Below are 23,954 nucleotides of genomic sequence, written 5' to 3' on the forward strand. Positions count from 1 at the left end.
TCATCGCATGACGCCGAGCGACCGCTCGGCCCGCCGCGACGACCGCTCGTCGACCTCGACCGACCGTTCGACCGTTCCGGTTATATCGACGTTGACAGATATAAGCGGGGACGACAGGCTTCGGGCACCGCAATCCATCACGAAGCAACAGATTCGATCGTGATCAAACGCGGTTCCCCCACCCCCTGCCCAAGGAGTGGCACATGCGTCTCCCAGCCATGGCCGCACTCGTCCTCGGCCTCGGCCTCCTGCTGATCCCGAACCCCGCCGCGGCGGCGCCCGTCACGTCCGTCGCGATCAACGGCGGCATCACCGGCCGCACGTTCGACGGGGTCGGCGCGATCAGCGGTGGCGGCGGCAACTCCCGTCTGCTCATCGACTACCCCGAGCCGCAACGCGCGCAGATCCTCGACTACCTGTTCAAGCCGGACTACGGCGCCGCGGTCCAGCTGCTCAAGCTGGAGATCGGCGGGGACGCCAACTCCACCGACGGCTCCGAGCCCAGCCACCAGCACGTGCGCGGCGACGTCGACTGCGACGCCGGCTACGAGTTCTGGCTCGGCGAGCAGGCCGTCGCCCGCAATCCGAACCTCCGGCTGGTCGCGCTGCCGTGGACCGCGCCGGGCTGGATCGGCGGCGGCAACTTCTGGTCGCAAGACATGATCGACTACGACGTCTCGTGGCTGACCTGCGCGAAGCGGCACGGGCTGACCATCAGCTACCTGGGCGGCTGGAACGAGCGCGGCCACGACAGCGCCTGGTACAAGAGCCTGCGGACCGGGCTGAACAACGCCGGCTTCGGCGCGGTGCAGATCGTCGGCGACGACAGCGGCTGGGGCATGGCCGACGAGTTCGCGGCCGATCCGGCGCTGAAGAGCGCGGTCGGCGTGCTCGGCAACCACTACGTGTGCGGGTACCTGTCGCAGGCCGACTCGTGCGGCGTCACGGCCAACGCGCGGTCGAGCGGGAAACCGTTGTGGGCCAGCGAGTTCGGGTCGCAGGACGACAACGCCGGGGTGGTGCCCTACATCCGTACCGTCAATCGGGGTTATCTCGACGCGGAGATCTCCGGCTACCTGAACTGGCCGCTGATCGCGGCGATCACCCCCAATCTGCCGTACGCCACGGTGGGGTTGATGGACGCCGGATCGCCCTGGTCCGGTGCCTATCGAGTGGGCAAGAACCTGTGGGCGAACGCGCACTACGCGCAGTTCACCCAGCCCGGCTGGCGCTACCTGAACAGCTCGGCCAGCGGCTATCTCGGCGGCAACCGGGCCAACGGCAGCTACGTGACGCTGAAGTCGCCGAACAACAGCGACTACAGCACGATCTACGAGACCAGCGGCAGCACCGAGGCGCAGACCGTCAACGTCACCGTCTCCGGCGGCCTGAGCACCGGCACCGTGCACGTCTGGTCGACCGCGATGGGCTCGGCGAACTCCGCCGACTGGTTCGTCAGGCAGGCCGACGTCACGACGTCCGGCGGGTCCTATTCGCTGACCCTGCAACCGAACCGGATCTACACCGTCACCACCACGACCGGCCAGGCCAAGGGCACCGCGACCAGCCCGGCCACGCACGGGCTGGCACTCCCCTACGCCGACACCTTCGACGGCTATCCGGCACGCAAGCTGCCGAAGTACACCGAGGACATGCAGGGCTCGTTCGAGACCCGGGCCTGCGCCGGCCGGTCCGGCACGTGCCTGCAGCAGGTCGCCCCGCAGCGCCCGATCAACTGGCAGGACGACAGCGACGCGTACACGCTGATCGGCGACGCCGGCTGGACCAACTACACGGTCAGCCTGGACGTGAACCTGCGGCAGGCCGGCACGGTCACCCTGCTCGGCCGGGCCAACCTGCAGCTGCGCCCGCAGAACCGGCAGGCCGCCTACCAGCTGCGGGTCAACGAGGCCGGCACCTGGTCGATCGTCCGGCATGCGAACACCAACACCGACACCACGCTCGCCACCGGCACCCGGGCCGCGCTCGGCCTGAACACCTGGCACAACCTCAAGCTGGCGTTCTCCGGCAGCCAGATCACCGCGTCGATCGACAACACCACCATCGGCACCGCGAACGACCTCGCCTTCGGCAGCGGCCAGGCCGGCATCGGGGTGATCGGCTACCAGACGAACCAGTTCGACAACCTGAGCATCACCGCCAACCCGGGCACCGTGTCCAGCTCGCTGCACGGCATCGCGTCCGGCCGCTGCGCCGACGTCCCCGGCGCGTCCCAGACCAACGGCACGCAACTCGCGCTCTGGGACTGCACCGGCGGCGCCAATCAGAGCTTCAACCCCACAAATTCACAAGAATTGCGGGTGTACGGCACCAAGTGTCTCGACGTCGACGGCGCCGCCACCACCGACGGCGCCAAGGTGCAGATCTGGGACTGCAACGGCGGCGCCAACCAGCAGTGGACGCTGAACGCCGACGGCACGATCGTCGGCGCCGGATCGGGGAAGTGCCTGGACGCCACCGCGAACGGCACCGTCAACGGCACGCTCCTGGAGATCTGGACGTGCCACGGCGGCGACAACCAGAAGTGGTACCGGTCGTGAGGGCGCTCGCGGCGCTGCTGCTGCTCACGCCGCCGGCCGTGGTCCTGGCCGGGGCACAACCGGCCGCGGCCGCCACCACCTGGACCGTGGCCGGGAACGGAACAGCCGCCGCCCAGGTCAGCCTGGACAACGGGGCGCTGACCTTCGCGGTGACCAGCTCGGGCCGGAGCGTGCTGTCGCCGGCCCCGATCGGGATCGTCACCGGCGCCGCGGACCTGACCCGCGGCCTGACCTTCACGTCCCGCGCCGACCGGAGCGTGACCGAGTCGTACACGATGACGACCGGGAAGCAGCGCAGCCGGCAGACGACCTACGCCGAGTCGACGCTCTCCTTCACCGGCACCGGCGGAGCCCGGCTCGACGTGGTGGTCCGCGCGTCCGGCACCGGCGTCGCCTACCGGTACGTGCTGCCCGGCAGCGGCCCGGTCAGCGTCACCCGGGAGGCGTCCTCGTGGTCGGTGCCGGCCGGCTCGAACGCCTGGCTGGCCCCGCCGCACGACGAGGACCAGGGCCGCTGGATCACGACCACCGCCGGGGGCGCGCCGACCGGAAGTGACTACCGGATCCCGGCGCTGTTCGAGGTCGGCGGGACGTTCGCGCTGGTCGCCGAGACCGATCTGGACGGCCGCTACGCCGCCGGGTACCTGACGCACCCGGCCGGCTCCGGCACCTACACCGTCGCGCTGGCCGGTGCGATCAGCACCGCGCTGCCGCTGCGGACGCCGTGGCGCACGGCCGTGGTCGGTGACCTGGCGAGCGTCACCGGCTCGACCATCGTCGACGACCTGGCCGGGCCGTCCCGGGTCGCCGACACCTCGTGGATCAAGCCCGGGACGGTCGCCTGGTCGTGGCTGACCGAGCACGCCAGTCCGTCGAACGAGGCACGGCAGCGACAGTACGTCGACTTCGCCGCCCGCCACGGATGGAGCGCCGTGCTGATCGACGAGGGGTGGTCGGCGAGCTGGGTTCCGGCCGTCACGACGTACGCGAAAGCCAAGGGTTTGAATGTTCTGCTCTGGTTCAACTCGGCCGATCTGCGCACGGCGCAACAACGGGAGAGCCGGCTGCCACAGCTCAAGGCCTGGGGCGTGGCCGGCGTCAAGATCGACTTCATCTACGCGGACACCCAGCCGACGCTGCAGTGGTACGACGCGCTGCTGGCCCGGACCGCCGACCTCGGCCTGATGGTCAACTTCCACGGCGCGGCCACCCCGCGCGGGCTGCAGCGCACCTGGCCGCACGTGCTGACCGCGGAGGCGGTGTTCGGGGCCGAGCAGTACCTGCGGGCCGACTTCAACACGATCCTGCCGTTCACCCGGAACGCCGTCGCGAGCATGGACTTCACGCCGACCGTGTTCAGCCTGGCGAACCGGGACACCACCGACGGGCACGAGCTGGCGACCGCGGTCGTCTTCGAGTCCGGTTGGCAGCACCTGGCCGACAACCCGGAGAGCTACGAGGCGCACCCCGAGGCGCTGCGGATCCTGGACCAGCTGCCGACCGCGTGGGACGAGAGCCGGCTGCTCGGCGGGCGGCCCGGGCAGGAGGCGTACTTCGCGCGCCGGGCCGGGAACCGCTGGTTCGCCGCCGGGATCTCGGCACTGGCCGCGAAGACGTTCACGGCGCCGCTGACCTTCCTGGGCGGTGGACAGTGGCTGGCCGAGACCGTGCGGGACGGCTCGGGCGGGTTGCTGCGCGAGACGCGGGTGGTCACCGGCGCGGACACCCTGAGCGTGCCGGTGGCCACCCGGGGTGGCTTCGTGACGGCGCTGTGCCCGTACGTCGAAGGCCTGTCGTCCTGCAACGCTCGCGGGAGCACCGGGTTCCTCAAGGGCAAGCAGTCCGGGATCTGCGTCGACGTGCCGGACAACTCGCAGGCCAACGGGGTCGCCGTGGCGCTGTGGGACTGCCACGGCGGGGCGAACCAGACCTGGGTCGAGACGCCGTCCGGGCAGCTGAGCGTCTACGGCGCCAAGTGCCTGACCGCAGCCGCCCAGATCGGGGACTGCACCTCGGCGACCGATCAGAAGTGGACGGTCAACACCGACGGCAGCGTCGTCAACCGGGGCACCGGCCGGTGTCTGGACGCCAACGGCACCGTCGTCCAGACGTGGCCCTGCAACGGCGGCGCCAACCAGCAGTGGTGGCGGTCGCCGGCGACCGGCGCCTTCCGCGGCACCGGATCCGGGCGCTGCCTGGACCTGCCGAACGGCAACCAGGCCAACGGCACCCGGCCGGCGCTCTGGGACTGCAACGGCGGCAGCAATCAGCAATGGACCTCCACCGCTACCAACCAGCTGACCGTGCTCGGCCGCTGCCTCGACGCGACCGGCAACGCCACCACCGACGGCACCCCGGTCGAGATCTTCGACTGCAACGCCAACGCCGGGCAGCAGTGGCGGGTCCGCTCCGACGGCAGCGTCGTCGGCGTCGGCTCCGGCAAGTGTCTCGACGCGATCGGCAACGGCACCACCAACGGCACGCTGCTCCAGCTCTGGCCCTGCACCGGAAACCCCAACCAGAAATGGATCCGGTCATGAGAAAACTGGCATTCGTCCTCCCCCTCGTCCTCGCCACGCTCGGCCTGCCCGCCGCCCCGGCGCAGGCGGCGGAATCCAACGGCGGCGTGCGGGTCATGCCGCTCGGCGACTCGATCACCGACGGCTACAACGTGCCCGGCGGCTACCGGATCGGGCTGTGGCAACGGCTCGCCGCCAACGGCACCCGGACCGACCTGGTCGGATCCGGCTCCAACGGGCCGTCGAACCTCGGCGACCACGACCACGAGGGACACTCCGGCTGGCGGATCGACCAGCTCGACGCGAACATCGTCGGCTGGATCCAGCAGGCGAACCCGCGCACGATCCTGCTGCACATCGGGACCAACGACATCGGGCAGAACTACGACGTCGCGAACGCCCCGGCCCGGCTCGGCGCGCTGATCGACAAGATCCGGGCGAACGCGCCGCAGGTGCAGCTGTTCGTCGCGCAGATCACGCCGACCGCGAACGCGGCCAACGAGCAGAAGACCCAGACGTTCAACGCGGCGCTGCCCGGCCTCGTCGCGGCGAAGGGCCCGCTGACCCACCTGGTCGACATGCACTCCGCGCTGACCACCGCCGACCTGGCCGACGGGCTGCACCCGAACGCCGGCGGCTACGACAAGATGGCCGCCCGGTGGTTCGCCGCCCTGCAGTCGGTGCCGGGCAGCCTGGCCACGCTGACCACGCCGCCGGTCGGGGGCACGGTCGTGCTGTCCAACCCGCAGTCGACGCGCTGCCTGGACGTCAGCGGTGGCTCCACCGCGGACGGCGCCACGGTCCTGACCTGGGACTGCCACGGCGGCGCCAACCAGAAGTGGACCCGGACCAGCGCCGGCGAGCTGCGCGGCGTCGGGGGCAAATGCCTCGACGTGTACGGCAACGGCACCGCCGACGGGACCCGGATCGTCACGTGGACCTGCAACGGCGGGGCGAACCAGCGGTTCACGTTCGCCGACTCCGGCGCGATCACCGGGGCCGGATCCGGCAAGTGTCTCGACGTCAGTGGCACGGCCGTGCGGTTGTGGGCCTGCAACGGCGGCGCGAACCAGGTGTGGTCCGCGCGCTGACCCGCGTCACCGGACCTGCGCGGCCGCTTTGTCTCAGGCCGCGCAGGTTCCGGGCGGGGCGGTGGGCTCGCCGAGGACCGCCAGGGACTGGTTGACCTCGGTGAACGTGGCGAGCTGGCGGTACTGGGCGCCGACCACGACGTCGACCACGTCGGTGGTCCGGGCCGGGTCGAACCGGGGTTCCGCCTCGCCCAGGAAGAACGCCCGGATCCACTGCGCGGCGCCGGCCGTCCTGGGTCCGTACTCGATGATCGCGGTCTGGTCCTTGACCGTGGTCTTGTTCTTCGCGGGCTTCTGCATGACGAAGCCGCGGTTCTCGAAGTCCGAGGTGACCCGGTCGGCCAGCCCGGCCGTGGCCGTCCCGTTGAGAACCCGCAGTTTCACCTGCCCGGCGCTGTCCGGCAGGGTGAGATCGACCTTGGTGCTGCAGCTCTCGCTGGCGATCGCGGCGCTCTGGGTGTCGTGCACCATCGCGATCGTCGCGACGACGGCCGCGCCCGCGGCCATGGCGCTGATGACGCGGTAGGCCCGCGTACGCGTGTCCGTCATGCCGCTCTTGTGCCCACTGATCGATCCGCTGAACCTCGGCGTGACGGTGCTCTCAGGTGACCAGGCCGCGGCGGTAGGCGTAGACCACGGCCTGGACCCGATCGCGCAGGTCCAGTTTGGTGAGGATCCGCGAGACGTACGTCTTCACCGTCTCGTGGCTGATCACCAGCGTCGCCGCGATCTCGCTGTTGGACAGGCCGTTCGCGATCAGGCGCAGCACCTCCAGCTCGCGGGCGCTCAGCGGCACCCCGGCCGGGACGTCGCCGGGCGGGCGGATCCGGGTCGCGTACCGGCCGACCAGCTGCCGGGTCACCTCCGGGGCGAGCAGCGCGGCGCCGGCCGCCACGGTCCGGATGCCGGCCAGCAGGTGGGCCGGCGGGGCGTCCTTGAGCAGGAAGCCGCTGGCGCCGGCGCGGAGCGACTCGTAGACGTACTCGTCGAGGTTGAACGTCGTCACGACCAGCACCTTGACCGGGTGCGGCACGCCGGCGCCGGCCAGCCGGGCGGTGGCCTCGATGCCGGTCAGGCCGGGCATCCGGATGTCCATCACCACCACGTCCGGGTCGAGCCGGGCGGCGAGCTCGACCGCGGTGTGGCCGTCGCCGCACTCGCCGGCCACCGCCATGTCCGGCTGGGCGTCGATGATGGTGGCGAAGCCGGTCCGGATCAGCGGCTGATCGTCACAGACCAGCACCCGGATCACGACGCCGCCCCGACCGGGCTCCGGGCGGTGACTCCGTCGCCGGTCAGCGCCCTGGTCATGACGCCGCCCCGACCGGGCTCCGGGCGGTGACTCCGTCGCCGGTCAGCGCCCTGGTCATGACGCCGCCCCGACCGGGATCCGGGCGGTGACCAGGAAGCCGCCGCCGGCGGCCGGGCCCGCGCTGAAGTCGCCGCCGAGCGTGCCGACCCGCTCGCGCAGCCCGGTCAGGCCGCGTCCGCCGCCGCCGGGCGACGCGCTGCTCGACCCGGTCCCGTCGGTGCTGATCCGCACGTCGATCTCCTCGGCTCGATAGTGGACGATCACGCTGGTCCGGGCACCGTGGTCATATTTCAGGGCGTTCGTCAGCCCCTCCCGCGCCACCCGGTAGACGGTGACGTCCGCACCGCCCGGCGGGCCGCCCCGCTCGACCAGGTCCACCGGCTGCCCGGCCCGCCGGGTCTGCTCGACCAGCGCCCGGAGCTCCCCACCGTGCCCGGGATCGAGCAGGTCGAGCAGGTGCCGCAGGTCGGTGATCGCCTGCCGCCCGGCCCCGGACACCGCGGTCAGCGCCCCGTCGAGCCGCTCGGGCGCGGCGGTCAGATAGCGTGCCGCCTCGGCCTGCACCACCATCGCGGTCACGTGGTGCGTCACCACGTCGTGCAGTTCGCGGGCGATCCGGGTGCGCTCGCCGGCCCGCGCCGCCTCCGCCACGTGCCACCGGTTGCGCCGCAGCCCGGCGCCGACCACCCACATCGAGCCCAGCACCAGGTAGAACAGCACGATCACGTCGAATCCGAGCTGCCCGGCCCGGGCCAGCGCGGCGGCGAGCCCGAGGAACCCGGCGGACGCCACGACCGCGAGGGCCGGCCGGCGCCGGGTCACGTGCGCGCCCGCGCTGACCAGCGCGATCGGCAGGGCGGTGCCGCCGAGCGTGTTCCAGCCGCACAGCTGATCGGCCGCGAACCCGGCGAACACCAGGACCAGCGCGGCGACCGGCCACCGGCGGCGGATCGCCAGCGGCAGGCACTCGACGGCGATCGCCAGCACGCCCCACCCGCCGAACGGCCGGACCGGCACCAGCTCGGCCAGCCGGGTGCCGTGCCGGTGCCAGTCCGGGACCAGGGCCAGGGCGGTGAGCAGGAGCGCGAGCGGAAGGTCCTGGACGGTGACGTCGTAGCGGCGCCACCGCTCCCGCACCCCGGCGAAGCTCATCACCGCGCGAGCGTAAGGGTTCGATCGGCGCGGCGCATCGGCACCAGGTGGCCGCGACGCCGGGCCAGCCACAGGAACGCGGCCGTCACCAGCACGCCGGCCGCCACGGTGTAGACGCTGGCCTCCGGGCCGAACCGCCCGCCGCTGATCCAGGCGTTGCCGGCCGACTCGGACGCGAGGAGGCCCTGCTGGGCGCCGTTGCCGGAGACCTCCGCGCCGAAGATCGCCGACTGCGCCCAGTTCCAGCCGAAGTGCAGGCCGATCGGCAACCACAGACCACGACCGGCGATGTACGCCGCGGTCAGCATGCCCCCACCGGCGATCGCCACGCAGAGCGCACCCCACAGCGTGGCGTCCTGGTTCAGCAGGTGCACGCCGCCGAACGCGCACGCGGACAGCACCAGCGCGAGCCAGGTGCCGGTGACCCGCTCCAGGTGCCGGAACAGCACGCCCCGGAAGAGCAGCTCCTCGGTCGTCGCGGCCGCGGCCATGAACCCGGCCAGGCCGACCGCGTTGACCGGGTCGGCACCGAGCCCGGTGATCCGGTAGCCGCCGTTGACCGCGATGTTCCCGATCACCGCCGCGAACAGCACGATCCCGAGCAGCGCGCCGCGCAGCAGCCCGGACGCGGCGGTCCGGCCGGCCACCTCGGTCACCTCGCGTTTCTCGGTGGCCCGGACCACCGCGTAGTAGACGAGCACGGCGATCGCGGCGGCCGCCACCCCCACGACGAGCGACAGCCAGACGTTGCCGTCGGCCAGACCGACCGCCTGACCGGCCCCGAACGAGACCGCGACGACCGCGACGAGCTGGAGAACGAACCGCATGACATCCCCTCCGCAGAACCCGCGGCAGCCCGCCGCGACTGCGGAGAAAACTACGGATCGGCGCGCCGGAAAACGTCCCCGCACAGTGGACATCCGGGTGTGGCTCGCGCGAGCTACAGCGCTGGCGGGGGGATGGAATGATCCGGGTTATGACGGACACCGCGCCACCAGCCATCCTTCCGCCCCGCGCCGCCGTGGTCGGGATCGTCACCGGGCTGTTCCTGATGGCGTTCTTCACGCTGTTGTGGGCCGGCAACACGTTCGCGGCCTGGTCGCCGGCGGTGGCCGGGCCGATCTGGGCGGTGTTCGCGGTGCTGGCCGTGGGTTTCATCGTGCAGGGGGTGCGGCTGCTGCGGGCGCGCGGGCGGTTCCCGGCCGCGCTCTCCGAGGCGGACAGCCGGCGTCAGCGCGGCACCGGCCGGGCGTACGGGATCACCTTCGGGCTCGAGGGCCTGGCGATCGGGATCGTGGCGGCGCTGCTCAACGTGACCGGTCATCCCGACTACGTGATGCCGGCCATCGCGCTCATCGTCGGCCTGCACTTCTATCCGATGGCGCGGATCTTCGGGCGCAGCCTCGACCTGTACATCGCCACCTGGACGACCCTGGCCGGACTGGCCGGGATCGTGGCCATCGCCGCGGGGGCGCCGGTCGAGCCGGTCACCGGGTTCGTCGCCGTGGGGGCGGCGCTGGCCACCAGCGCCTACGGCGTCTACATCGGCCGGGACGCCCAGCGGCTGCTGCACCGGTCCGCAGGGGACTAACTTTGGTCGATGCGTACGCGAATCGCGGTCTTGATCTTGATGGTTCTCGCCGGTGCGGGCCTGTTCGTGGCCGGCCGGGCGACGGCCGGCGACAAAGCGACCGCCGGCAGCGAAAAGACCGCTGGTGATTATGCGGCGGGGCATGCCGACGGGCTCCTCGAAGGGCGCGCCGAGCAGGCACCCGTCGCCGCCCGGGATGCCTTCGAGGACGGCTACCGGGCCGGCGCCGACGACGTCTTCGGCGGCTACGACGGCGGCTGGGGCTACTCCGCCTACGCGATCACGCTGGTCCGGGGGACGAACGGGATCACCTACCGGATCGCGAGCCGCACGGAGATGACCGCCGGGGCCGAATACCACCTGTGCCCCGACGGCAGGTCCGTCTGCCGGGGTTAGCCGGCCTTGGCGGCGGACGCCACGCTCAGCGCCTCGACGGCGTGCTCGTTCATGTCCAGCTCGCTGTGGATCACGTCGAGGATCGTGCGGTCGGTGCCGATCACGAACGTCATCCGCTTGGTGCTCAGCGGGCCGAGGGCCAGCTTGCGCTTCACGCCGTACGCCGCGATGGTGACCGACTCCGGGTCGGAGAGCAGCGGATAGTCGAACGTGTTGGTCTCGGCGAAGAGCTTCTGCTTCGCCACCGGGTCCTTGCTGATGCCGACCCGCTGCACGCCGGCCGCTTTGTATTCGGTGGCCAGGTCACGGAAGTGACAGGCCTCCGCGGTGCAGCCACGGGTCATCGCGCCGGGATAGAAGAACAGCACGACAGGCCCGTCGGCGAGCAGGTCGGTCAGCCGCCGGGGCGTGCCGTCCTGGTCGGGCAGTTCGAAATCGGGCGCGATGTCACCTTTACCGATGCTCACGCCACGAAGACTACGTCAACGAAAGAGGATTCACGTCCGCCGCGGCCTGGACGAACGCGCGGATCAGCGGGGTCGCCGCCGCGGTGCGCCACACCGGGGCGTACCGCAGGACCGGCCCGTCGGTGATCGGCACGAAGACGACGTCGCTGCGGCGCCGGGACGCGGCCGCGTACGCCCCGAGCGGCGTCACCACCTGCCCACCGGCCACCGCGGTGAGGGCCTCCTCGACGGTGGTCACCGCCGGGCCGCGCCGGATCGGCCGCCCGGCCGGGGTGGTCAGCGGCGTGTGCTCGTGCCAGACGTAGGCCGGCACCGGCCCCTCCAGGTCCACCACCGCGACGTCACCGAGGTCCTCCATGGTGACCCGCTCCCGGCCGGCCAGCGGGTGCCCGGCGGCGACCGCCAGCACCAGCTTCTCGGTGTGCAGCGGCGGCCCGGCGGTCAGATCCGGCTCGCGGACCGGCAGCCAGAGCAGCGCCACGTCGACCCGGCCGGCGCGCAGGCCGCCGAACGGGTCGGCCGGCAGGATCTCGCGCAGGTGCACCGGGTTGTCCGGATGCCGCTGCCGGAACAGGCCGAGGACGCCGGCGATCTCCTGGTGGTGGGTGTCGAACGTGCCGACGGTCAGGGCGCCGGTCAGTCCGCGCGCGGTCGCGGTGGCCTCGGCGATCCCGGCCCGGATCTCGGCGTAACCGGCGGCGAGCCGGTCGCGCAGGCGCTCGCCGAGCGGGGTGAGCCGGACGCTGCGGCTGGTCCGGTCGAACAGGGCGCCGCCGATCCGGCGCTCCTGCTGTTTGATCGACTGGCTGACCCGGGCCTGGGAGACGTGCAGGCGCTCGGCGGTCCGTCCGAAGTGCAGCTCGTCGGCGAGGGCCAGGAAGATCTCGATGTCCCGGAGCTCCACCCGGGCAGTGTACGGCGATCGATAACCCGTGGGTTATCCAGCGGCGCGATCCCGGGCGTTGTTCGGGGCGGGCGGCCACGCGATCGTGGGATCAACGCCGTACCCAAGGAGATTTTGATGTCTGAGAAGTTGCACGACGTGCTGGTGCGCCATGTCGAATCCGGGCGGATCCCCGGGCTGGTCGCCCTGGTCGGCATCGGTGACCGGACGCGGGTCGAGGTGCTCGGCACGATGCGGCACGAGGGCGGCGCCCCGATGCGCCGGGACACGATCTTCCGGATGGCCTCGACGTCGAAGCCGGTCACGGTCGCCGCCGCGATGATCCTGATCGACGAGTGCCGGCTGCGGTTCGACGACGTGGTCGAGCCGTGGCTGCCCGAGCTCGCCGACCGGCAGGTGCTGCGGCGGCCGGACGGGCCGCTCGACGACACCGTGCCGGCGCGCCGGCCGATTACCGTCCGGGACGTGCTGACCTCGACGTTCGGGCTCGGCATGGACATGACCGCGCTGGGCACGCCGATCATGAACGCGGTCTTCGCGCAGGGGCTCACCCCGGACCTGCCGGCGCCGATGCCCGCGCCGGACGAGTGGATGCGCCGGCTCGGCACGCTGCCGCTGATGCACCAGCCCGGCGAGCGCTGGCAGTACCAGATCAGCAGCGACCTGCTCGGCGTGCTCGTCGCCCGGGTCACCGGCCAGTCCTTCGGGACGTTCCTGCACGAGCGGCTCTTCGGCCCGCTGGGGATGACCGACACCGGGTTCGACCTGCCGGACAGCAAGATCGACCGGCTGCCGCCGCTGTACGCCCCGGACCCGAAGACCGGCGAGTTCCACGTCTGGGACGAGGCCGCGGGCGGGCGGCACAGCGCGCCGCCGGCGTTCGAGGGCGGGGGCGGCGGGCTGGTCTCGACGGCCGACGACTACCACGCGTACTTCCGGATGCTGCTCAACCACGGCATGCACGGGGGCGAGCGGATCCTGTCCCGGCCGGCCGTCGAGCTGATGACGAGCAACCGGCTGACGCCCGCGCAGCAGGCCGCCCGCACCGCGATGGCCAGCGAGAACGTGCACGTCTCCTACGGCCAGGGGCAGCACGGCGGGTGGGGGCTGGGCATGGCGGTGCGCACCTACCGGGGTGACTACGCGCCGATCGGGCAGTTCGGGTGGGACGGCGGCAGCGGCGTCTCCACCTACGCCGACCCGGCCAACCGGCTGACCGGGATCCTGCTCACCCAGGTCGGCATGTCCGTCCCCGACCCGGCCCGGCTGATCCACGACTTCTGGACCACGCTCTACCAGGAGGCCGGCTGAGGCGTCACGAGCCGAGGCTGCCGACGCCCTTCGCGATCACCAGCACCGAGATGACCAGCGCCGAGGTGGACTCGATGCCCATCAGGATCTTGGCGCGGGTGGAGAGCGGCATGGTGTCGGTCGGGCTGAACGCCGACGAGTTGCTCAGCGACACGTACAGGTAGTCGACGATCGCCGGCACCCAGTCGCTGACCTTGCTCGAGCCGGCCTGCACCTCGGCCACGGTGTCGTGGTCCTCGTCCTGCGGGAACCGGAAGTCGGCCCGGGGCAGGGCGTCCCGGTCGACGTGGGTGCGGGCCACCGGGCCGCCCCGGTCCAGCTCCCAGAACGCGAGGCCGTAGACGATCACGTTGGTCAGCCACACCTGCCCGGCGGCGATCAGCAGCTCGACGGCCCGCGAGTCGTCGGTGGTGACCAGCTGCCGCAGCAGCAGGACCAGCGCGACCGCGTTCGCCACCGCGATCAGCCCGACCAGGGTCAGCGCCGCGGCCCGCTCCCACGGACTGTCCCGGGTCATCCGGTACGGGTTGACGATCAGCAGGGCGACCAGCAGCAGCACCTCGAGCGCCGGGATGACCAGGCGGGGCCCGAGGATCAGCTGGTCGGGCAGCAGCGCGTAGAGGGCGATCGCCACGACGACCACCAGCGCGGACGGCAGCCGCGCCTCGCCGCGCCGGGCCTTCCCTGTCTTGGTCACCGCCGCGGCATGCCCCGGCCGCCAAAAGACCAAACCACAAAACCCGCGACGGTACGGCGTCAGCCCAGCTCACGCGGGTGGAGCACGATCCCGCCCGCCCGAGCGGCCGCGGCGTAGGACGCGGCCAGCACGTCGAGGCTCGCGTGCCGGTTGAGTCCGCTCGGGTTCGGCACCACCCACAGCTCGGCGCCGCCCAGCGGCTCGGGCTGCCGCCCGGTCACCGCCCCGGGCTGCCCGAACCCGACCCGGTACGCGCTGATCCCGAGGAACGCCACCACCGCGGGCCGGATCGCGGCGACCCGGGCCGCCAGGTCCACCGCCCCGGCCCGCAACTCGTCCGCGGTCAGCTCGTCGGCCCGGGCCGTCGCCCGCGCCACCAGGCTGGTGATCCCGATCCCGCGCCCGGTCAGGTACGCCACGTCCGCCGGATCGAACCCGCCCGACGCGTCGATCACCCGGTCGATGATCCCGGCCCGGTACAGCGCCGGATAGAACCGGTTCCCCCGCCGCCCGAAGTGGCTCTGCGTGGCCACGGTCAGCAGCCCCGGGTTGATCCCGACGAACAGCAGCCGCACGTCCGCGCCGAGCAGGTCGGGCAGCGTGCCCCCACGGTAGGTGGCCAACTCGGCCGGGGTGAATCGCATCAGGCGGCGGTATCCCGCTCCCGGGGCCGTTCACCGAGATCGCGGACCCAGGAGATGGTCGAGGACGCCATCGCGGCCTCCAGCTCGGCGCGCGCGTGCCGGGCCGACAGCACCGACTCGCGCCTGCGGGACCGGGGTCGTGGGCGCTGCGCCTCCAGCACGGCCAGGCAGGCGGCCACCACCGCGTCGAACGTGGCCCGCTCGCTCGCCACCATCGCCAGCAGCACCCGGTCGAGCACGTCCGGGGCGCTGCTGCCGGCCGGCACATCGAGGATCCAGGTGCGCTGCCGGGCCAGGCCGGCATCGGTCGGGGTGTACAGCCGGGGCGCCTTCGGCAGCGTCTTGCGGGTGCTGGTGCGCACGTGCCCGAGCCGCTCCTGGCGGTTCAGGGCGGCGACCACGCGGAGCACGTCGACGGAGCGGGCCGAGCCGAACGTCTGCGCGTGGCGCTGGGTGAGGTCGTACGCGGTCCCCGGCCGGTCGGCCAGGAAGACCAGCAGGATGTCGCCGAGTGTCGCCGTCATGACGATCCGCCGCCCTTCCGGTCGGCAGCAGCTTCTACAGACGAATAGAAGCTAACACGGCCTCCGCGATCGCCTCGTGCCCGGCCGCGTTCGGATGATCACCGTCCGCGGCGAGCAGCCCGGTCGGGTCGCCGGCCCGGTCCGCGCCCTTGAACAGCACGTCGGTGGCCAGGTACGACGCGCCCGTCGCAGCGGCGGCCGCCTGCAGTGCCGCGTTGCCGGCCCGGGTGGCCGCCGCGGCCGAGCGCACGCCGTCCGGGCCGTACTCGGCGCGTCCGACGGCGCCGTCCTTGACCACGTTCCAGTAGCCGAGCACCAGGATCCGGACCGGCGAGCCGTGCGCCTGCCGGATCCCGCCGACGATCGTGGTGACCGTCGCGCGCACCCGCTCGGCCGCCGCCGGATAGTCCCGGTCCTGGCCGAACACCGCGGCCATGTCGTTCGCGCCGACCATCACCAGCACCACCGACGCCTCGCGGAGACCGTCCACGACCTCGGAATCCAGAATCCCTTCGCGTACGTCGTCAGCCGTGAACCCGGGCTGCGCGAAGTTCAGCGACCGGGCCTCCGGGGACCGCATCCGGGCGTACCGATCGGGAAAGGGGGTGCAACCGCAAGCGGTGCCGGCCGGCACCGAATCGCCCAGGGTGACCACCAGCGGCGCGGCCGGCAGCGCCGCCGCGTGGCAGCCGCCCAGGCACAACACCATCAGGAGCCGGACCAACCGGCGGAGCAACACCGTCACACGGTAACCGGTTCGACGACCGCGATCGGGGCGGCGGCCCGGCCGATCGGCAGGAACGCCTCCGCGGTCAGCGCCGCCACCGCGATCCGCGGCAGGTCCCGCGCGGTCGGGAAGCACAGGTAGCGCGGCTGCCAGGTGGGCAGGTACTTGGCGTTGGCCCGGTACAGCGACTCGATCTGCCACAGCCGGGACAGCGCCCGCAGCAGCCGGTGCCACAGCCGCAGCACCGGCCCGGCCCCGAGCTCCTCGGCGCGGGCGAACACCGAGCGCAGCACGGCGAAGTTCAGCGACACCCGGCGCACGCCGAGCGCCGGCCCGGCCTCGACCGCGGTGACCACCATCAGCTCGGTCAGCCCGTTGCCGGCGCTGCGGTCGCCGCGCATCAGGTCCAGCGACAGCCCGTCGTCGCCCCACGGCACGAACTGCAGCACCCCGCGCAGCCGCCCGTCCCCGTCGTGGGCGAGCACCAGCAGGCAGTCGCCGTCGCGCGGGTCGCCGAGCCGGGACAGCGCCATCGAGAAGCCGCGCTCGACGTTGCCGTCCCGGAACACCTCGGCCGCGCGCAGCACCGCGGCCAGTTCGTCCGGCACCAGGTCGCGTTGCCGCGCGACCCGGCACGTGTAACCGGCCCGGCGCATCCGGCCGACCGCCTGCCGCACCCCGCGCATCGGCCGCCCCTGCAGGGTGAACGCGCCCACGTCGAGGACCGCCTCGTCGCCCAGCTCGATCACGTCCAGCCCGTGCCGCCGGTACGCGGTCCCCCCGGCCCGCCCGCAGCCCAGCACCGCCGGCGTCCAGCCGTGCGCCGCGCAGTCGGCCAGCCACGCGCCGATCGCCTCCGGCCAGGCCGCCTCCACGCCGATCGGGTCCCCGGCGGCCAGGCTGACCCCGCGGACCACCCGGTACGCGACGGCTGCCGACCCGGACGGCGCCCAGAGCAGCGCCTTGTCCTCGCGCAGCGCGAAGTAGCCCAGCGAGTCGTTGCCGCCGTAGCGTGCCAGCAGGTCCCGCAGCCGCCGCTCGTCCTCGCCGGTCCGGGACGGCCGGCGCTCCGCGGTCTGCAGCAGCAGGACCGCGGCGGCGAGCACGGCCAGCAGCCCGAACGTGCCGGTGGTGAGGCTGACCGTGTCGGCGGCCCACGGGCGGGCGAACCGGACCGGCCCGGTGACGCCGATCAGCCCGAGCGCGGACTGCTGCGCCCAGAGCCGGACGCCGGGCGCGCCGACCAGGCGGTCGGCCCGGATCGCGATCTCGGCGAGCCCGAGCACGAACCCGGTGGCGGCGAACCCGGTGAACGCGGTCACCGCCCGCCAGCGGCTGCGCGGGCCGGGCACCGCCCGGAACCGGCCGCGGACCGCGACCAGCAGGAGCAGCAGCGCCCCGGAGACCGCCGCCGCGTCGAAGTCCAAACCCTTGAGCACGTGCAGCGCCACGCCCACGCCGGCCAGCGCGACCGCGAGCTGCCAGGCCCGGCGCTTGCCGCGGCGCAGGCCGTTGCCCAGGTAGACGAGCAGGACACCGGCGGCCGCGGTGCCGGCCCGGGCGGACAGTATTCCGGCGGCCGGCATGAACTCGACCAGCTCCGCCATCCGCCCCCGCTGCTCCGGGAAGACGGCGGTCACCACGTCGAACAGCCCGGCCAGCTGCACCAGGCGGGCGACGGCCGCCCGGGACAGCGGCGGCCGGGACTTCCAGGCTGCGGTCATGCCCCGCAAGCTAAACCGCGACAGGTGAGAAAACGATGAGAACGCCTCTCACGGGTCTCTCATCGTCGCCGCGCGATGCTGGGCCCCATGAGCCTCACCGGTGTTCCGCTGATCGTCGTGGCGGTGCTGGCCACCGGGATGGCCGCGGCCGGCACGGTCGCCCTCTGGTCGCGCGGCGGCCGGGCCCGGATCCCGCTGCGCGCCGCCACGCTGCTGCTGACCGAGGTGCTGCTGCTGCTCGGCGTGGGTCTGGTGGTGAACCGGTCGGAACGGTTCTACCCGACCTGGGCGGCGCTGTCGCAGTCGGTACGGACCAGCGGGACGACGTACGCGGTGGCGCCCGGCGGGCTCGACGGCTGGGTCCGGGCGAACGGCACCACCTTCAGCTGGCAGCCGCCCGGCTGGACCGGATGGCATCTGGCCGGGGTGCCGACCGTGGTCGTACCGGCCGGCTACCTGGCGCACCCGCGCTGGCGGTACTCGGCGGTGCTCGTCCTCGACGGGGACGCGACGCCGCCGGCGCCGGACACCGTCGCCGTCTACGCCCGGACCACCGCGGCGACCGGTGTGGACACGCTCGCCCGGGCGATCCCGGCGGTGCTCGGGCACGACCTGCGGGTGACCGGGCGGCGGTGGGCGCTGGTCGCCGCCGCGTCCGCGACCGTCCTGGGCCGCCGGGTCGTGGCCGCCGCGCCGGACCGGTTCCCGGCGATCGCGACCGTCCCCGGGACCGGGCGGTATCCCCCGGTGCCCCGGGTGCGGCTGCCGGCCGGGGTCAGCGCCCGGGTGATGGGCCCGCTTCCGGACGCGTTGACCTGGGCGTGCGCGCAGACGCCGCCGCCGCTGGCCGCCTCTACGCCGACCGTCGGCCGGCTGCCGGTCCAGCACCGCCACCCGCATCCCCACCCTGGAGACAGTCATGGACCTGGACAGCGTCGGCACTGAGTGGACCGCGGTCGCCGTCGCGGTGGTCGCGGTCGTGGGGTTCAGCCTGGTCTGGGGCACGGGGCGGGTGCTCGTCCGTACCGTAGCCGGGTTTGTCTGTGTCCTTTCCGCGGCCGCGGCGGGACTGACCTGGGTGAATCGGCAGGTCGACGCGTATCCGACCTGGTCGAGCCTGGTCGGGTCGTCGGCGGCCGCGGACACGCCGGTGACGGCCGGGCGGGTCGGGGCCGGGCAGATCGTGACGCTGACCGTGAATGGTCAGGCGAGCGGTCTAAATTTGCCGGTCTACGCCTACCTGCCGCCCGGCTACTCCGATACCGGGAGCACGCGGTATCCGGTCGTCGAGGCGCTGCACGGGTATCCCGGGTCGCCGTCGCACTGGATCAAGCGGCTCGATGTGGCGACCGTTCTCAACCATGAGATCCGGGCCGGGCGGATGGCGCCGACCGTGGTGCTGTTCCCCTATCAGACGCCGGATCCGCTGATCGACACCGAGTGCGCGAATCTGGTCGGTGGGGCGCAGGCGGAGACGTTCCTGACCCGGGACGTGCCGGCGGCCGCGCGGGCCCGGTTCCAGGTCCGCACCGACGCGGCCGGGTGGGGGCTGATCGGCTACTCGGCGGGCGGGTACTGCGCCACTGACCTGGCGCTTCGTCATCCGGACGAGTACACGGCGGCGGCCAGCCTGTCCGGTGACGCGACGCCCGGCATCAAGATCGGGGACGGCAGCGAGAACACCACCTACAACGATCTCTGGCGGCTCGCGCATCTGCCGGTGCCGGCGGTCTCGCTCTACCTGGCCAGCGCGCGGACCGATCGGACGCCGCTGCGGGACACCCGGGCCCTCGTGCGGGCGGCTCGCGCGCCGCTGTCGGTGACCACCTCCTACATCGACGGCGGCGGGCACAACGTGCAGACCTGGCAGGCCATGGAGGCGCCCGCTTTCGACTGGCTCTCCACCCAACTCGCCCGCCCGCTCCCCTAACTTCCAGATCAAATTCTTGCTTGGGTACGGCGTCAGCTCCGCCCTCCGCCGCCGCCAACGCCCGCCCCGCTGCCCCGCCCTCGCCCCGCCTCGCCCCGCCTCGCCCCGCCTCGCCCCGCCTCGCCCCGCCTCGCCCCACCAACGCGACCATTTGCCCCGCCCGTGCCGCCAACGCGACCGGCAGCCGCGCCTGTGGTCGCCGCCTTGAGCGATCGCTCAAATTGTTCTACGCTGCCTTTTGAGCGACTGCTCAACCGACTTCGGAAGGCGACGACGATGAGAACTCCTCGGCTGGTGAGCGCCATCGAGCGCCGCCTCCTGATCAACTACCGCACCGACCCGGAGATCACCGCCCGGCTGCTGCCGGCACCGCTGCGGCCGCAGGTCGTCAACGGCTGGGCCGTCTCCGGCATCTGCCTGGTCCGCCTGGCCGGCGCCCGCCCGTCCTTCGTGCCCGCTGCGGTCGCCGGGCTCGGCTTTCGTAGCGAGAACGCGGCCCACCGGATCGCCGTCGAGTGGGACACCCCGGACGGCATCGCCCTCGGCGTCTACATCCCCCGCCGCGACACCGCCTCGCGGCTCAACTCCTGGGTCGGCGGCCGGCTGTTCCCCGGCCGGCACCACCACAGCCGGTTCGACGTCCGGGAGAACCGGGACGAGCTGCGCATCAGCGTCGACGGCCCCGGCGTGGACGTGCACGTCCGCACGGCCACCGACCTGCCCGCAAGTCAGCTCTTCCGGAACGTGGACCACGCCTTGGAGTTCTTCCGCCGCGGCGCGGCCGGCTTCTCCACCACCCCGGACCCGACCCGGCTCGACGGCCTGGAGCTGGTCACCGAGGACTGGAACGGCACGCCCGCGGAACTGCTCTCGGTCCGCTCCACGTTCTTCGAGGACCCGGCCCGCTTCCCGCCGGGATCCGCGATTCCCGACTGCGCCCTGCTGATGCGCGACCTCGCCGCCACCTGGAACCCCCTGCCCCCGATGACCGTGCGCCCCACCACCGGCCAGCTCACCCGCACAAACCGATGACGGCCGATCAGCCAACTCCCCCGCTCACCAGGGCGACCCGATGATTTTTTTTTTCCTCGCCCCGCCTCGCCCCGCCTCGCCCCGCCTCGCCCCGCCTCGCCCCACCAACGCGACCATTTGCCCCGCCCGTGCCGCCAACGCGACCGGCAGCCGCGCCTGTGGTCGCCGCCTTGAGCGATCGCTCAAATTGTTCTACGCTGCCTTTTGAGCGACTGCTCAACCGACTTCGGAAGGCGACGACGATGAGAACTCCTCGGCTGGTGAGCGCCATCGAGCGCCGCCTCCTGATCAACTACCGCACCGACCCGGAGATCACCGCCCGGCTGCTGCCGGCACCGCTGCGGCCGCAGGTCGTCAACGGCTGGGCCGTCTCCGGCATCTGCCTGGTCCGCCTGGCCGGCGCCCGCCCGTCCTTCGTGCCCGCTGCGGTCGCCGGGCTCGGCTTTCGTAGCGAGAACGCGGCCCACCGGATCGCCGTCGAGTGGGACACCCCGGACGGCATCGCCCTCGGCGTCTACATCCCCCGCCGCGACACCGCCTCGCGGCTCAACTCCTGGGTCGGCGGCCGGCTGTTCCCCGGCCGGCACCACCACAGCCGGTTCGACGTCCGGGAGAACCGGGACGAGCTGCGCATCAGCGTCGACGGCCCCGGCGTGGACGTGCACGTCCGCACGGCCACCGACCTGCCCGCAAGTCAGCTCTTCCGGAACGTGGACCACGCCTTGGAGTTCTTCCGCCGCGGCGCGGCCGGCTTCTCCACCACCCCGGACCCGACCCGGCTCGACGGCCTGGAGCTGGTCACCGAGGACTGGAACGGCACGCCCGCGGAACTGCTCTCGGTCCGCTCCACGTTCTTCGAGGACCCGGCCCGCTTCCCGCCGGGATCCGCGATTCCCGACTGCGCCCTGCTGATGCGCGACCTCGCCGCCACCTGGAACCCCCTGCCCCCGATGACCGTGCGCCCCACCACCGGCCAGCTCACCCGCACAAACCGATGACGGCCGATCAGCCAACTCCCCCGCTCACCAGGGCGACCCGATGACGGCCGGCGCGCCCGCGGTCCTCCGGCGTGGCGGCTCGCCCGGCCGGGGCAGCCGCCGCTGAGGTCGCGGTGTTAGCGTGCGAAGGCGAGCCGAGAGGCGCTGCGACGGACCGATGTCCGCCACGCTCGGCTCGTTCCCGACCGCAAGGGCGCCTCCCGCCGGAGGCTGCCCACGCACGCACCCCGGCGGATGACCCGCATCCAGGGGGACGCACATGACGACGGACCTGACCGAGTTCATCGCCGGCCTGCCCAAGGTGGAGTTGCACGTCCACCACGTCGGCTCGGCGACACCGCAGACCGTGGCCCGGCTGGCCGAACGCCACGCCGGCACCACCTCGGTACCGGCCGACCCGGACAAACTGGCCGAGTACTTCACGTTCACCGACTTCGCCCACTTCGTCGAGGTCTACCTGTCGGTCGTGGACCTGATCCGCGACGTCGACGACGTGGCCACCCTGACCTACGACATCGGCGCCGGCCTGGCCGCCCAGTCGGTGCGCTACGCCGAGGTGACGCTCACCCCGTACTCGTCGGTCACCCGCGGCATCCCTGCCGAGGCCTACTGCGAGGCGGTCGAGGACGCCCGCCGCCGGGTGGCCCGCGACCACGGCACCGAGTTGCGCTGGTGCTTCGACATCCCGGGCGAGCCCACCATGACCGGCGCCGACATCACCCTGGACGTGGCCCTGCGCCACCGCCCGGACGGCCTGATCAGTTTCGGCCTCGGCGGCCCGGAGGCCGGCATTCCCCGCGCGCGCTACGCCACCCACTTCGCGGCCGCCCGAGCCGCCGGCCTGCACAGCGTCCCGCACGCCGGCGAGTCCACCGGCCCGCAGACCGTCTGGGACGCCCTGCACCACCTCGGCGCCGAACGCATCGGCCACGGCATCGCCGCCGCCCAGGACCCGGCCCTGATGGCCCACCTACGCGACCACGACATCCCGTTGGAGATCTGCCCGACCTCCAACATCTGCACCCGCTCCGCCCCGTCCCTGGCCGAGCACCCGCTGCCCACCCTGGTAGCCGCCGGAGTCCCCGTCACCATCAACTCCGACGACCCCCCGATGTTCTCCACCACCCTCAACCACGAGTACCAGGTAGCCGCCGACCTGCTGGAACTCGACAAACACGGCGTAGCCGACCTGGCCCGCCAGGCCGTCCGCTACTCGTTCCTCGACCCCTCCGGCAAGTCCGCGATCCTCGCGGAGATCGACGCCCACGTCGCCGACCACACACCCGCCTGACCCACGCCGCCTGACCCGGCGGGCGAAAATCCGGCCGCTCCCGCCGGGCCAGGCCGTTAGCCTGGCCGCGTGTGCCGGTACTCCTCGATCGTCTACAAGGTTCACTACGTGTGCGTGCCGTGCCGCCGCAGCAGCAAGCTGCCGTGGGACGGGGTGACACACCCGTGCCCGCGATGCCGCGTACCCATGGCGTACGCGGGCCACGACTTCGCCGCACCCCGGCGCCGGAACACCTCCGCCTGGATCGCCGTGGCCGCGGTCCTCACCGCGGGCCTGCGCTACGACGGTTTCGAGACGTGCGGCTGTGGCCGGGACCCGAAGTTCCGCCCCCGCACCAGCGCCAGGTCCGCGTGCGACGCCAGCTGGCCGCCCGCCACGGCGTCCCGATCGCAAACCTGCTGTCCACCCGCGATCCCCACGCCGCGATCGGATCGGCATCGCCCTATCGGCGGCAGATCCGGATGCCGTCCGGAAGGTGCGATGATTGACGCGTGGATGATCGCCGCACATACTCGGCCGTCGACGTTGTGCCTCTGACTTTTCGCGAAGCCGTGGCGCGCCGGCCGGCGATGTATTTCGGGAGCTGTCCGGCCGAGGATTGGCCCTTGGTGATTGCCGCCCTGATGAGCATCGACATTCTGGATTACGCGATCGCGCCCGAGCCTCGTGCGACGGTGACGCTGCACCGAGACGGTGACGTCTCGGTCGCGGTCACCGACGCTCGGCTGCGCCGGCCGGTGAGCGCCAAGCCGTGGCCGGTGGAAGACTTGATCCGCCGGCGAATGTGGTGGCTCCAGCTCGGCTCCGCCATGACGGTGGCCGTACTCCGCGACGGCACGCCGCCGGAGACGGCCGAAGTCGTCCACGACGAACTGGTCTGGAACGACCTCGACATCGCGGTGCGGTTGACTTTCGATGCCGAATTCCTCCGTGTCCCGCCTCAATCATGGTGGCGGGATGGCGTGGCGAGGCTTCGAGCCGTCCTTGACAGCGGAAGCGTCCGATTGCCGCCCGGCCGGCGGCTTCTGGTCACTGACGAGGCCGCCGGGACTACGGTGTCCATACCCTGAGACAGGGCCACGA

23 protein-coding genes and 1 riboswitch are annotated in these 23,954 nt (G+C 72.6%); of the genes, 12 read left to right on the plus strand and 11 right to left on the minus strand.

Annotated elements, in window-relative coordinates; translation table 11 throughout:
• Window positions 1–203 precede the first annotated feature (203 nt).
• From L3i22_RS32340 to L3i22_RS32350, 3 genes are read left to right on the plus strand one after another with little or no spacing between them, the layout of a single operon-like run.
• Complete coding sequence (locus L3i22_RS32340) at window positions 204–2,561, plus strand: ricin-type beta-trefoil lectin domain protein (RefSeq protein ID WP_221321279.1); 2,358 nt, start codon at window positions 204–206, stop codon at window positions 2,559–2,561.
• Complete coding sequence (locus L3i22_RS32345; protein ID WP_221321280.1) at window positions 2,558–5,101, plus strand: glycoside hydrolase family 97 protein; 2,544 nt, start codon at window positions 2,558–2,560, stop codon at window positions 5,099–5,101. The genes L3i22_RS32340 and L3i22_RS32345 overlap by 4 nt, the downstream gene beginning before the upstream one ends.
• A complete protein-coding gene (locus tag L3i22_RS32350; protein WP_221321281.1) occupies window positions 5,098–6,171 on the plus strand; it encodes a ricin-type beta-trefoil lectin domain protein in 1,074 nt (357 codons plus the stop codon). The genes L3i22_RS32345 and L3i22_RS32350 overlap by 4 nt, the downstream gene beginning before the upstream one ends.
• Before the next feature lie 33 nt (window positions 6,172–6,204).
• Here the strand turns inward: L3i22_RS32350 and L3i22_RS32355 are convergent, their stop codons facing one another.
• From L3i22_RS32355 to L3i22_RS32370, 4 genes are all read right to left on the minus strand, one after another.
• Window positions 6,205–6,720, minus strand: coding sequence for a LytR C-terminal domain-containing protein (locus tag L3i22_RS32355; protein WP_255657333.1), 516 nt, complete (start codon window positions 6,718–6,720; stop codon window positions 6,205–6,207).
• 52 nt (window positions 6,721–6,772) lie between these two features.
• Window positions 6,773–7,423: a response regulator transcription factor gene (locus tag L3i22_RS32360; RefSeq protein WP_221321282.1), complete on the minus strand. Its 651-nt coding sequence runs from the start codon at window positions 7,421–7,423 to the stop codon at window positions 6,773–6,775.
• Between the two features lie 114 nt (window positions 7,424–7,537).
• Window positions 7,538–8,635, minus strand: a complete 1,098-nt coding sequence (locus L3i22_RS32365; RefSeq protein ID WP_221330266.1) for a sensor histidine kinase — start codon at window positions 8,633–8,635, stop codon at window positions 7,538–7,540.
• Window positions 8,635–9,462 carry a CPBP family intramembrane glutamic endopeptidase gene (locus tag L3i22_RS32370; RefSeq protein ID WP_221321283.1) on the minus strand — a complete coding sequence of 276 codons (828 nt, stop codon included), beginning with the start codon at window positions 9,460–9,462 and terminating at the stop codon, window positions 8,635–8,637. Before L3i22_RS32370 ends, L3i22_RS32365 begins: the two co-directional genes overlap by 1 nt.
• Before the next feature lie 149 nt (window positions 9,463–9,611).
• Here L3i22_RS32370 and L3i22_RS32375 point away from each other — a divergent pair, with 149 nt between their 5' ends.
• Together L3i22_RS32375 and L3i22_RS32380 are read left to right on the plus strand one after the other, a co-directional pair.
• Window positions 9,612–10,226 carry a hypothetical protein gene (locus tag L3i22_RS32375; protein ID WP_221321284.1) on the plus strand — a complete coding sequence of 205 codons (615 nt, stop codon included), beginning with the start codon at window positions 9,612–9,614 and terminating at the stop codon, window positions 10,224–10,226.
• A gap of 9 nt (window positions 10,227–10,235) precedes the next feature.
• On the plus strand, window positions 10,236–10,622 hold the full coding sequence (locus L3i22_RS32380) for a hypothetical protein (RefSeq protein WP_221321285.1): 387 nt from the start codon (window positions 10,236–10,238) through the stop codon (window positions 10,620–10,622).
• On the opposite strand, the gene L3i22_RS32385 is transcribed toward L3i22_RS32380, so the two are convergent.
• Together L3i22_RS32385 and L3i22_RS32390 are read right to left on the minus strand one after the other, a co-directional pair.
• Window positions 10,619–11,089 (minus strand): peroxiredoxin, encoded by a 471-nt coding sequence (locus tag L3i22_RS32385; RefSeq protein WP_221321286.1) that lies wholly within the window; start codon window positions 11,087–11,089, stop codon window positions 10,619–10,621. The genes L3i22_RS32380 and L3i22_RS32385 overlap by 4 nt on opposite strands.
• Before the next feature lie 10 nt (window positions 11,090–11,099).
• Complete coding sequence (locus tag L3i22_RS32390; protein ID WP_221321287.1) at window positions 11,100–11,993, minus strand: LysR family transcriptional regulator; 894 nt, start codon at window positions 11,991–11,993, stop codon at window positions 11,100–11,102.
• Window positions 11,994–12,110: 117 nt separating this feature from the next.
• Between L3i22_RS32390 and L3i22_RS32395 the strand changes: the two genes are divergently transcribed.
• Window positions 12,111–13,304, plus strand: coding sequence for a serine hydrolase (locus L3i22_RS32395; protein ID WP_221321288.1), 1,194 nt, complete (start codon window positions 12,111–12,113; stop codon window positions 13,302–13,304).
• A 4-nt stretch (window positions 13,305–13,308) separates the two neighbouring features.
• On the opposite strand, the gene L3i22_RS32400 is transcribed toward L3i22_RS32395, so the two are convergent.
• The 5 genes from L3i22_RS32400 to L3i22_RS32420 are packed head-to-tail and all read right to left on the minus strand — an operon-like array spanning window position 13,309 to window position 17,620.
• The gene (locus tag L3i22_RS32400; protein WP_255657334.1) at window positions 13,309–14,001 is read right to left on the minus strand and encodes a hypothetical protein; all 693 of its coding nucleotides are present in this window, start codon (window positions 13,999–14,001) and stop codon (window positions 13,309–13,311) included.
• 59 nt (window positions 14,002–14,060) lie between these two features.
• Window positions 14,061–14,645, minus strand: coding sequence for a mismatch-specific DNA-glycosylase (locus tag L3i22_RS32405; RefSeq protein ID WP_221321289.1), 585 nt, complete (start codon window positions 14,643–14,645; stop codon window positions 14,061–14,063).
• Entirely contained in the window at window positions 14,645–15,169 is a 525-nt protein-coding gene (locus L3i22_RS32410) for a hypothetical protein (protein ID WP_221321290.1), read from the minus strand. Before L3i22_RS32410 ends, L3i22_RS32405 begins: the two co-directional genes overlap by 1 nt.
• A gap of 34 nt (window positions 15,170–15,203) precedes the next feature.
• Window positions 15,204–15,908, minus strand: coding sequence for an SGNH/GDSL hydrolase family protein (locus L3i22_RS32415; RefSeq protein ID WP_255657335.1), 705 nt, complete (start codon window positions 15,906–15,908; stop codon window positions 15,204–15,206).
• A 2-nt stretch (window positions 15,909–15,910) separates the two neighbouring features.
• The gene (locus L3i22_RS32420) at window positions 15,911–17,620 is read right to left on the minus strand and encodes a phosphatidylglycerol lysyltransferase domain-containing protein (protein ID WP_221321291.1); all 1,710 of its coding nucleotides are present in this window, start codon (window positions 17,618–17,620) and stop codon (window positions 15,911–15,913) included.
• An 87-nt stretch (window positions 17,621–17,707) separates the two neighbouring features.
• Here L3i22_RS32420 and L3i22_RS32425 point away from each other — a divergent pair, with 87 nt between their 5' ends.
• The 6 genes from L3i22_RS32425 to L3i22_RS32450 all read left to right on the plus strand — a co-directional run bounded on the left by L3i22_RS32425 (window position 17,708) and on the right by L3i22_RS32450 (window position 23,941).
• Window positions 17,708–18,565, plus strand: coding sequence for a hypothetical protein (locus L3i22_RS32425; protein WP_221321292.1), 858 nt, complete (start codon window positions 17,708–17,710; stop codon window positions 18,563–18,565).
• Window positions 18,540–19,550, plus strand: a complete 1,011-nt coding sequence (locus tag L3i22_RS32430) for an esterase family protein (protein WP_221321293.1) — start codon at window positions 18,540–18,542, stop codon at window positions 19,548–19,550. The genes L3i22_RS32425 and L3i22_RS32430 overlap by 26 nt, the downstream gene beginning before the upstream one ends.
• A 276-nt stretch (window positions 19,551–19,826) precedes the next feature.
• Complete coding sequence (locus tag L3i22_RS32435; protein ID WP_221321294.1) at window positions 19,827–20,582, plus strand: DUF2071 domain-containing protein; 756 nt, start codon at window positions 19,827–19,829, stop codon at window positions 20,580–20,582.
• Window positions 20,583–20,824: 242 nt separating this feature from the next.
• Complete coding sequence (locus L3i22_RS32440) at window positions 20,825–21,580, plus strand: DUF2071 domain-containing protein (protein WP_221321294.1); 756 nt, start codon at window positions 20,825–20,827, stop codon at window positions 21,578–21,580.
• Window positions 21,581–21,710: 130 nt separating this feature from the next.
• Window positions 21,711–21,786, plus strand: a riboswitch (S-adenosyl-L-homocysteine riboswitch).
• A gap of 53 nt (window positions 21,787–21,839) precedes the next feature.
• Entirely contained in the window at window positions 21,840–22,871 is a 1,032-nt protein-coding gene (locus L3i22_RS32445; RefSeq protein WP_221321295.1) for an adenosine deaminase, read from the plus strand.
• Between the two features lie 491 nt (window positions 22,872–23,362).
• Window positions 23,363–23,941: a hypothetical protein gene (locus L3i22_RS32450; RefSeq protein ID WP_221321296.1), complete on the plus strand. Its 579-nt coding sequence runs from the start codon at window positions 23,363–23,365 to the stop codon at window positions 23,939–23,941.
• Window positions 23,942–23,954 lie beyond the last annotated feature (13 nt).

Source organism: Actinoplanes sp. L3-i22 (assembly GCF_019704555.1).
GTDB lineage: Bacteria > Actinomycetota > Actinomycetes > Mycobacteriales > Micromonosporaceae > Actinoplanes.

Coding starts and splice junctions, on each gene's coding strand:
- L3i22_RS32445 (WP_221321295.1), top strand. CDS start 21,840: ATGACGACGGACCTGACCGAGTTCATCGCCGGCCTGCCCAAGGTGGAG.
- L3i22_RS32370 (WP_221321283.1), bottom strand. CDS start 9,462: ATGCGGTTCGTTCTCCAGCTCGTCGCGGTCGTCGCGGTCTCGTTCGGG.
- L3i22_RS32425 (WP_221321292.1), top strand. CDS start 17,708: ATGAGCCTCACCGGTGTTCCGCTGATCGTCGTGGCGGTGCTGGCCACC.
- L3i22_RS32365 (WP_221330266.1), bottom strand. CDS start 8,635: ATGAGCTTCGCCGGGGTGCGGGAGCGGTGGCGCCGCTACGACGTCACC.
- L3i22_RS32405 (WP_221321289.1), bottom strand. CDS start 14,645: ATGCGATTCACCCCGGCCGAGTTGGCCACCTACCGTGGGGGCACGCTG.
- L3i22_RS32350 (WP_221321281.1), top strand. CDS start 5,098: ATGAGAAAACTGGCATTCGTCCTCCCCCTCGTCCTCGCCACGCTCGGC.
- L3i22_RS32340 (WP_221321279.1), top strand. CDS start 204: ATGCGTCTCCCAGCCATGGCCGCACTCGTCCTCGGCCTCGGCCTCCTG.
- L3i22_RS32435 (WP_221321294.1), top strand. CDS start 19,827: ATGAGAACTCCTCGGCTGGTGAGCGCCATCGAGCGCCGCCTCCTGATC.
- L3i22_RS32420 (WP_221321291.1), bottom strand. CDS start 17,620: ATGACCGCAGCCTGGAAGTCCCGGCCGCCGCTGTCCCGGGCGGCCGTC.
- L3i22_RS32355 (WP_255657333.1), bottom strand. CDS start 6,720: ATGACGGACACGCGTACGCGGGCCTACCGCGTCATCAGCGCCATGGCC.
- L3i22_RS32410 (WP_221321290.1), bottom strand. CDS start 15,169: ATGACGGCGACACTCGGCGACATCCTGCTGGTCTTCCTGGCCGACCGG.
- L3i22_RS32395 (WP_221321288.1), top strand. CDS start 12,111: ATGTCTGAGAAGTTGCACGACGTGCTGGTGCGCCATGTCGAATCCGGG.
- L3i22_RS32380 (WP_221321285.1), top strand. CDS start 10,236: ATGCGTACGCGAATCGCGGTCTTGATCTTGATGGTTCTCGCCGGTGCG.
- L3i22_RS32375 (WP_221321284.1), top strand. CDS start 9,612: ATGACGGACACCGCGCCACCAGCCATCCTTCCGCCCCGCGCCGCCGTG.
- L3i22_RS32440 (WP_221321294.1), top strand. CDS start 20,825: ATGAGAACTCCTCGGCTGGTGAGCGCCATCGAGCGCCGCCTCCTGATC.
- L3i22_RS32430 (WP_221321293.1), top strand. CDS start 18,540: ATGGACCTGGACAGCGTCGGCACTGAGTGGACCGCGGTCGCCGTCGCG.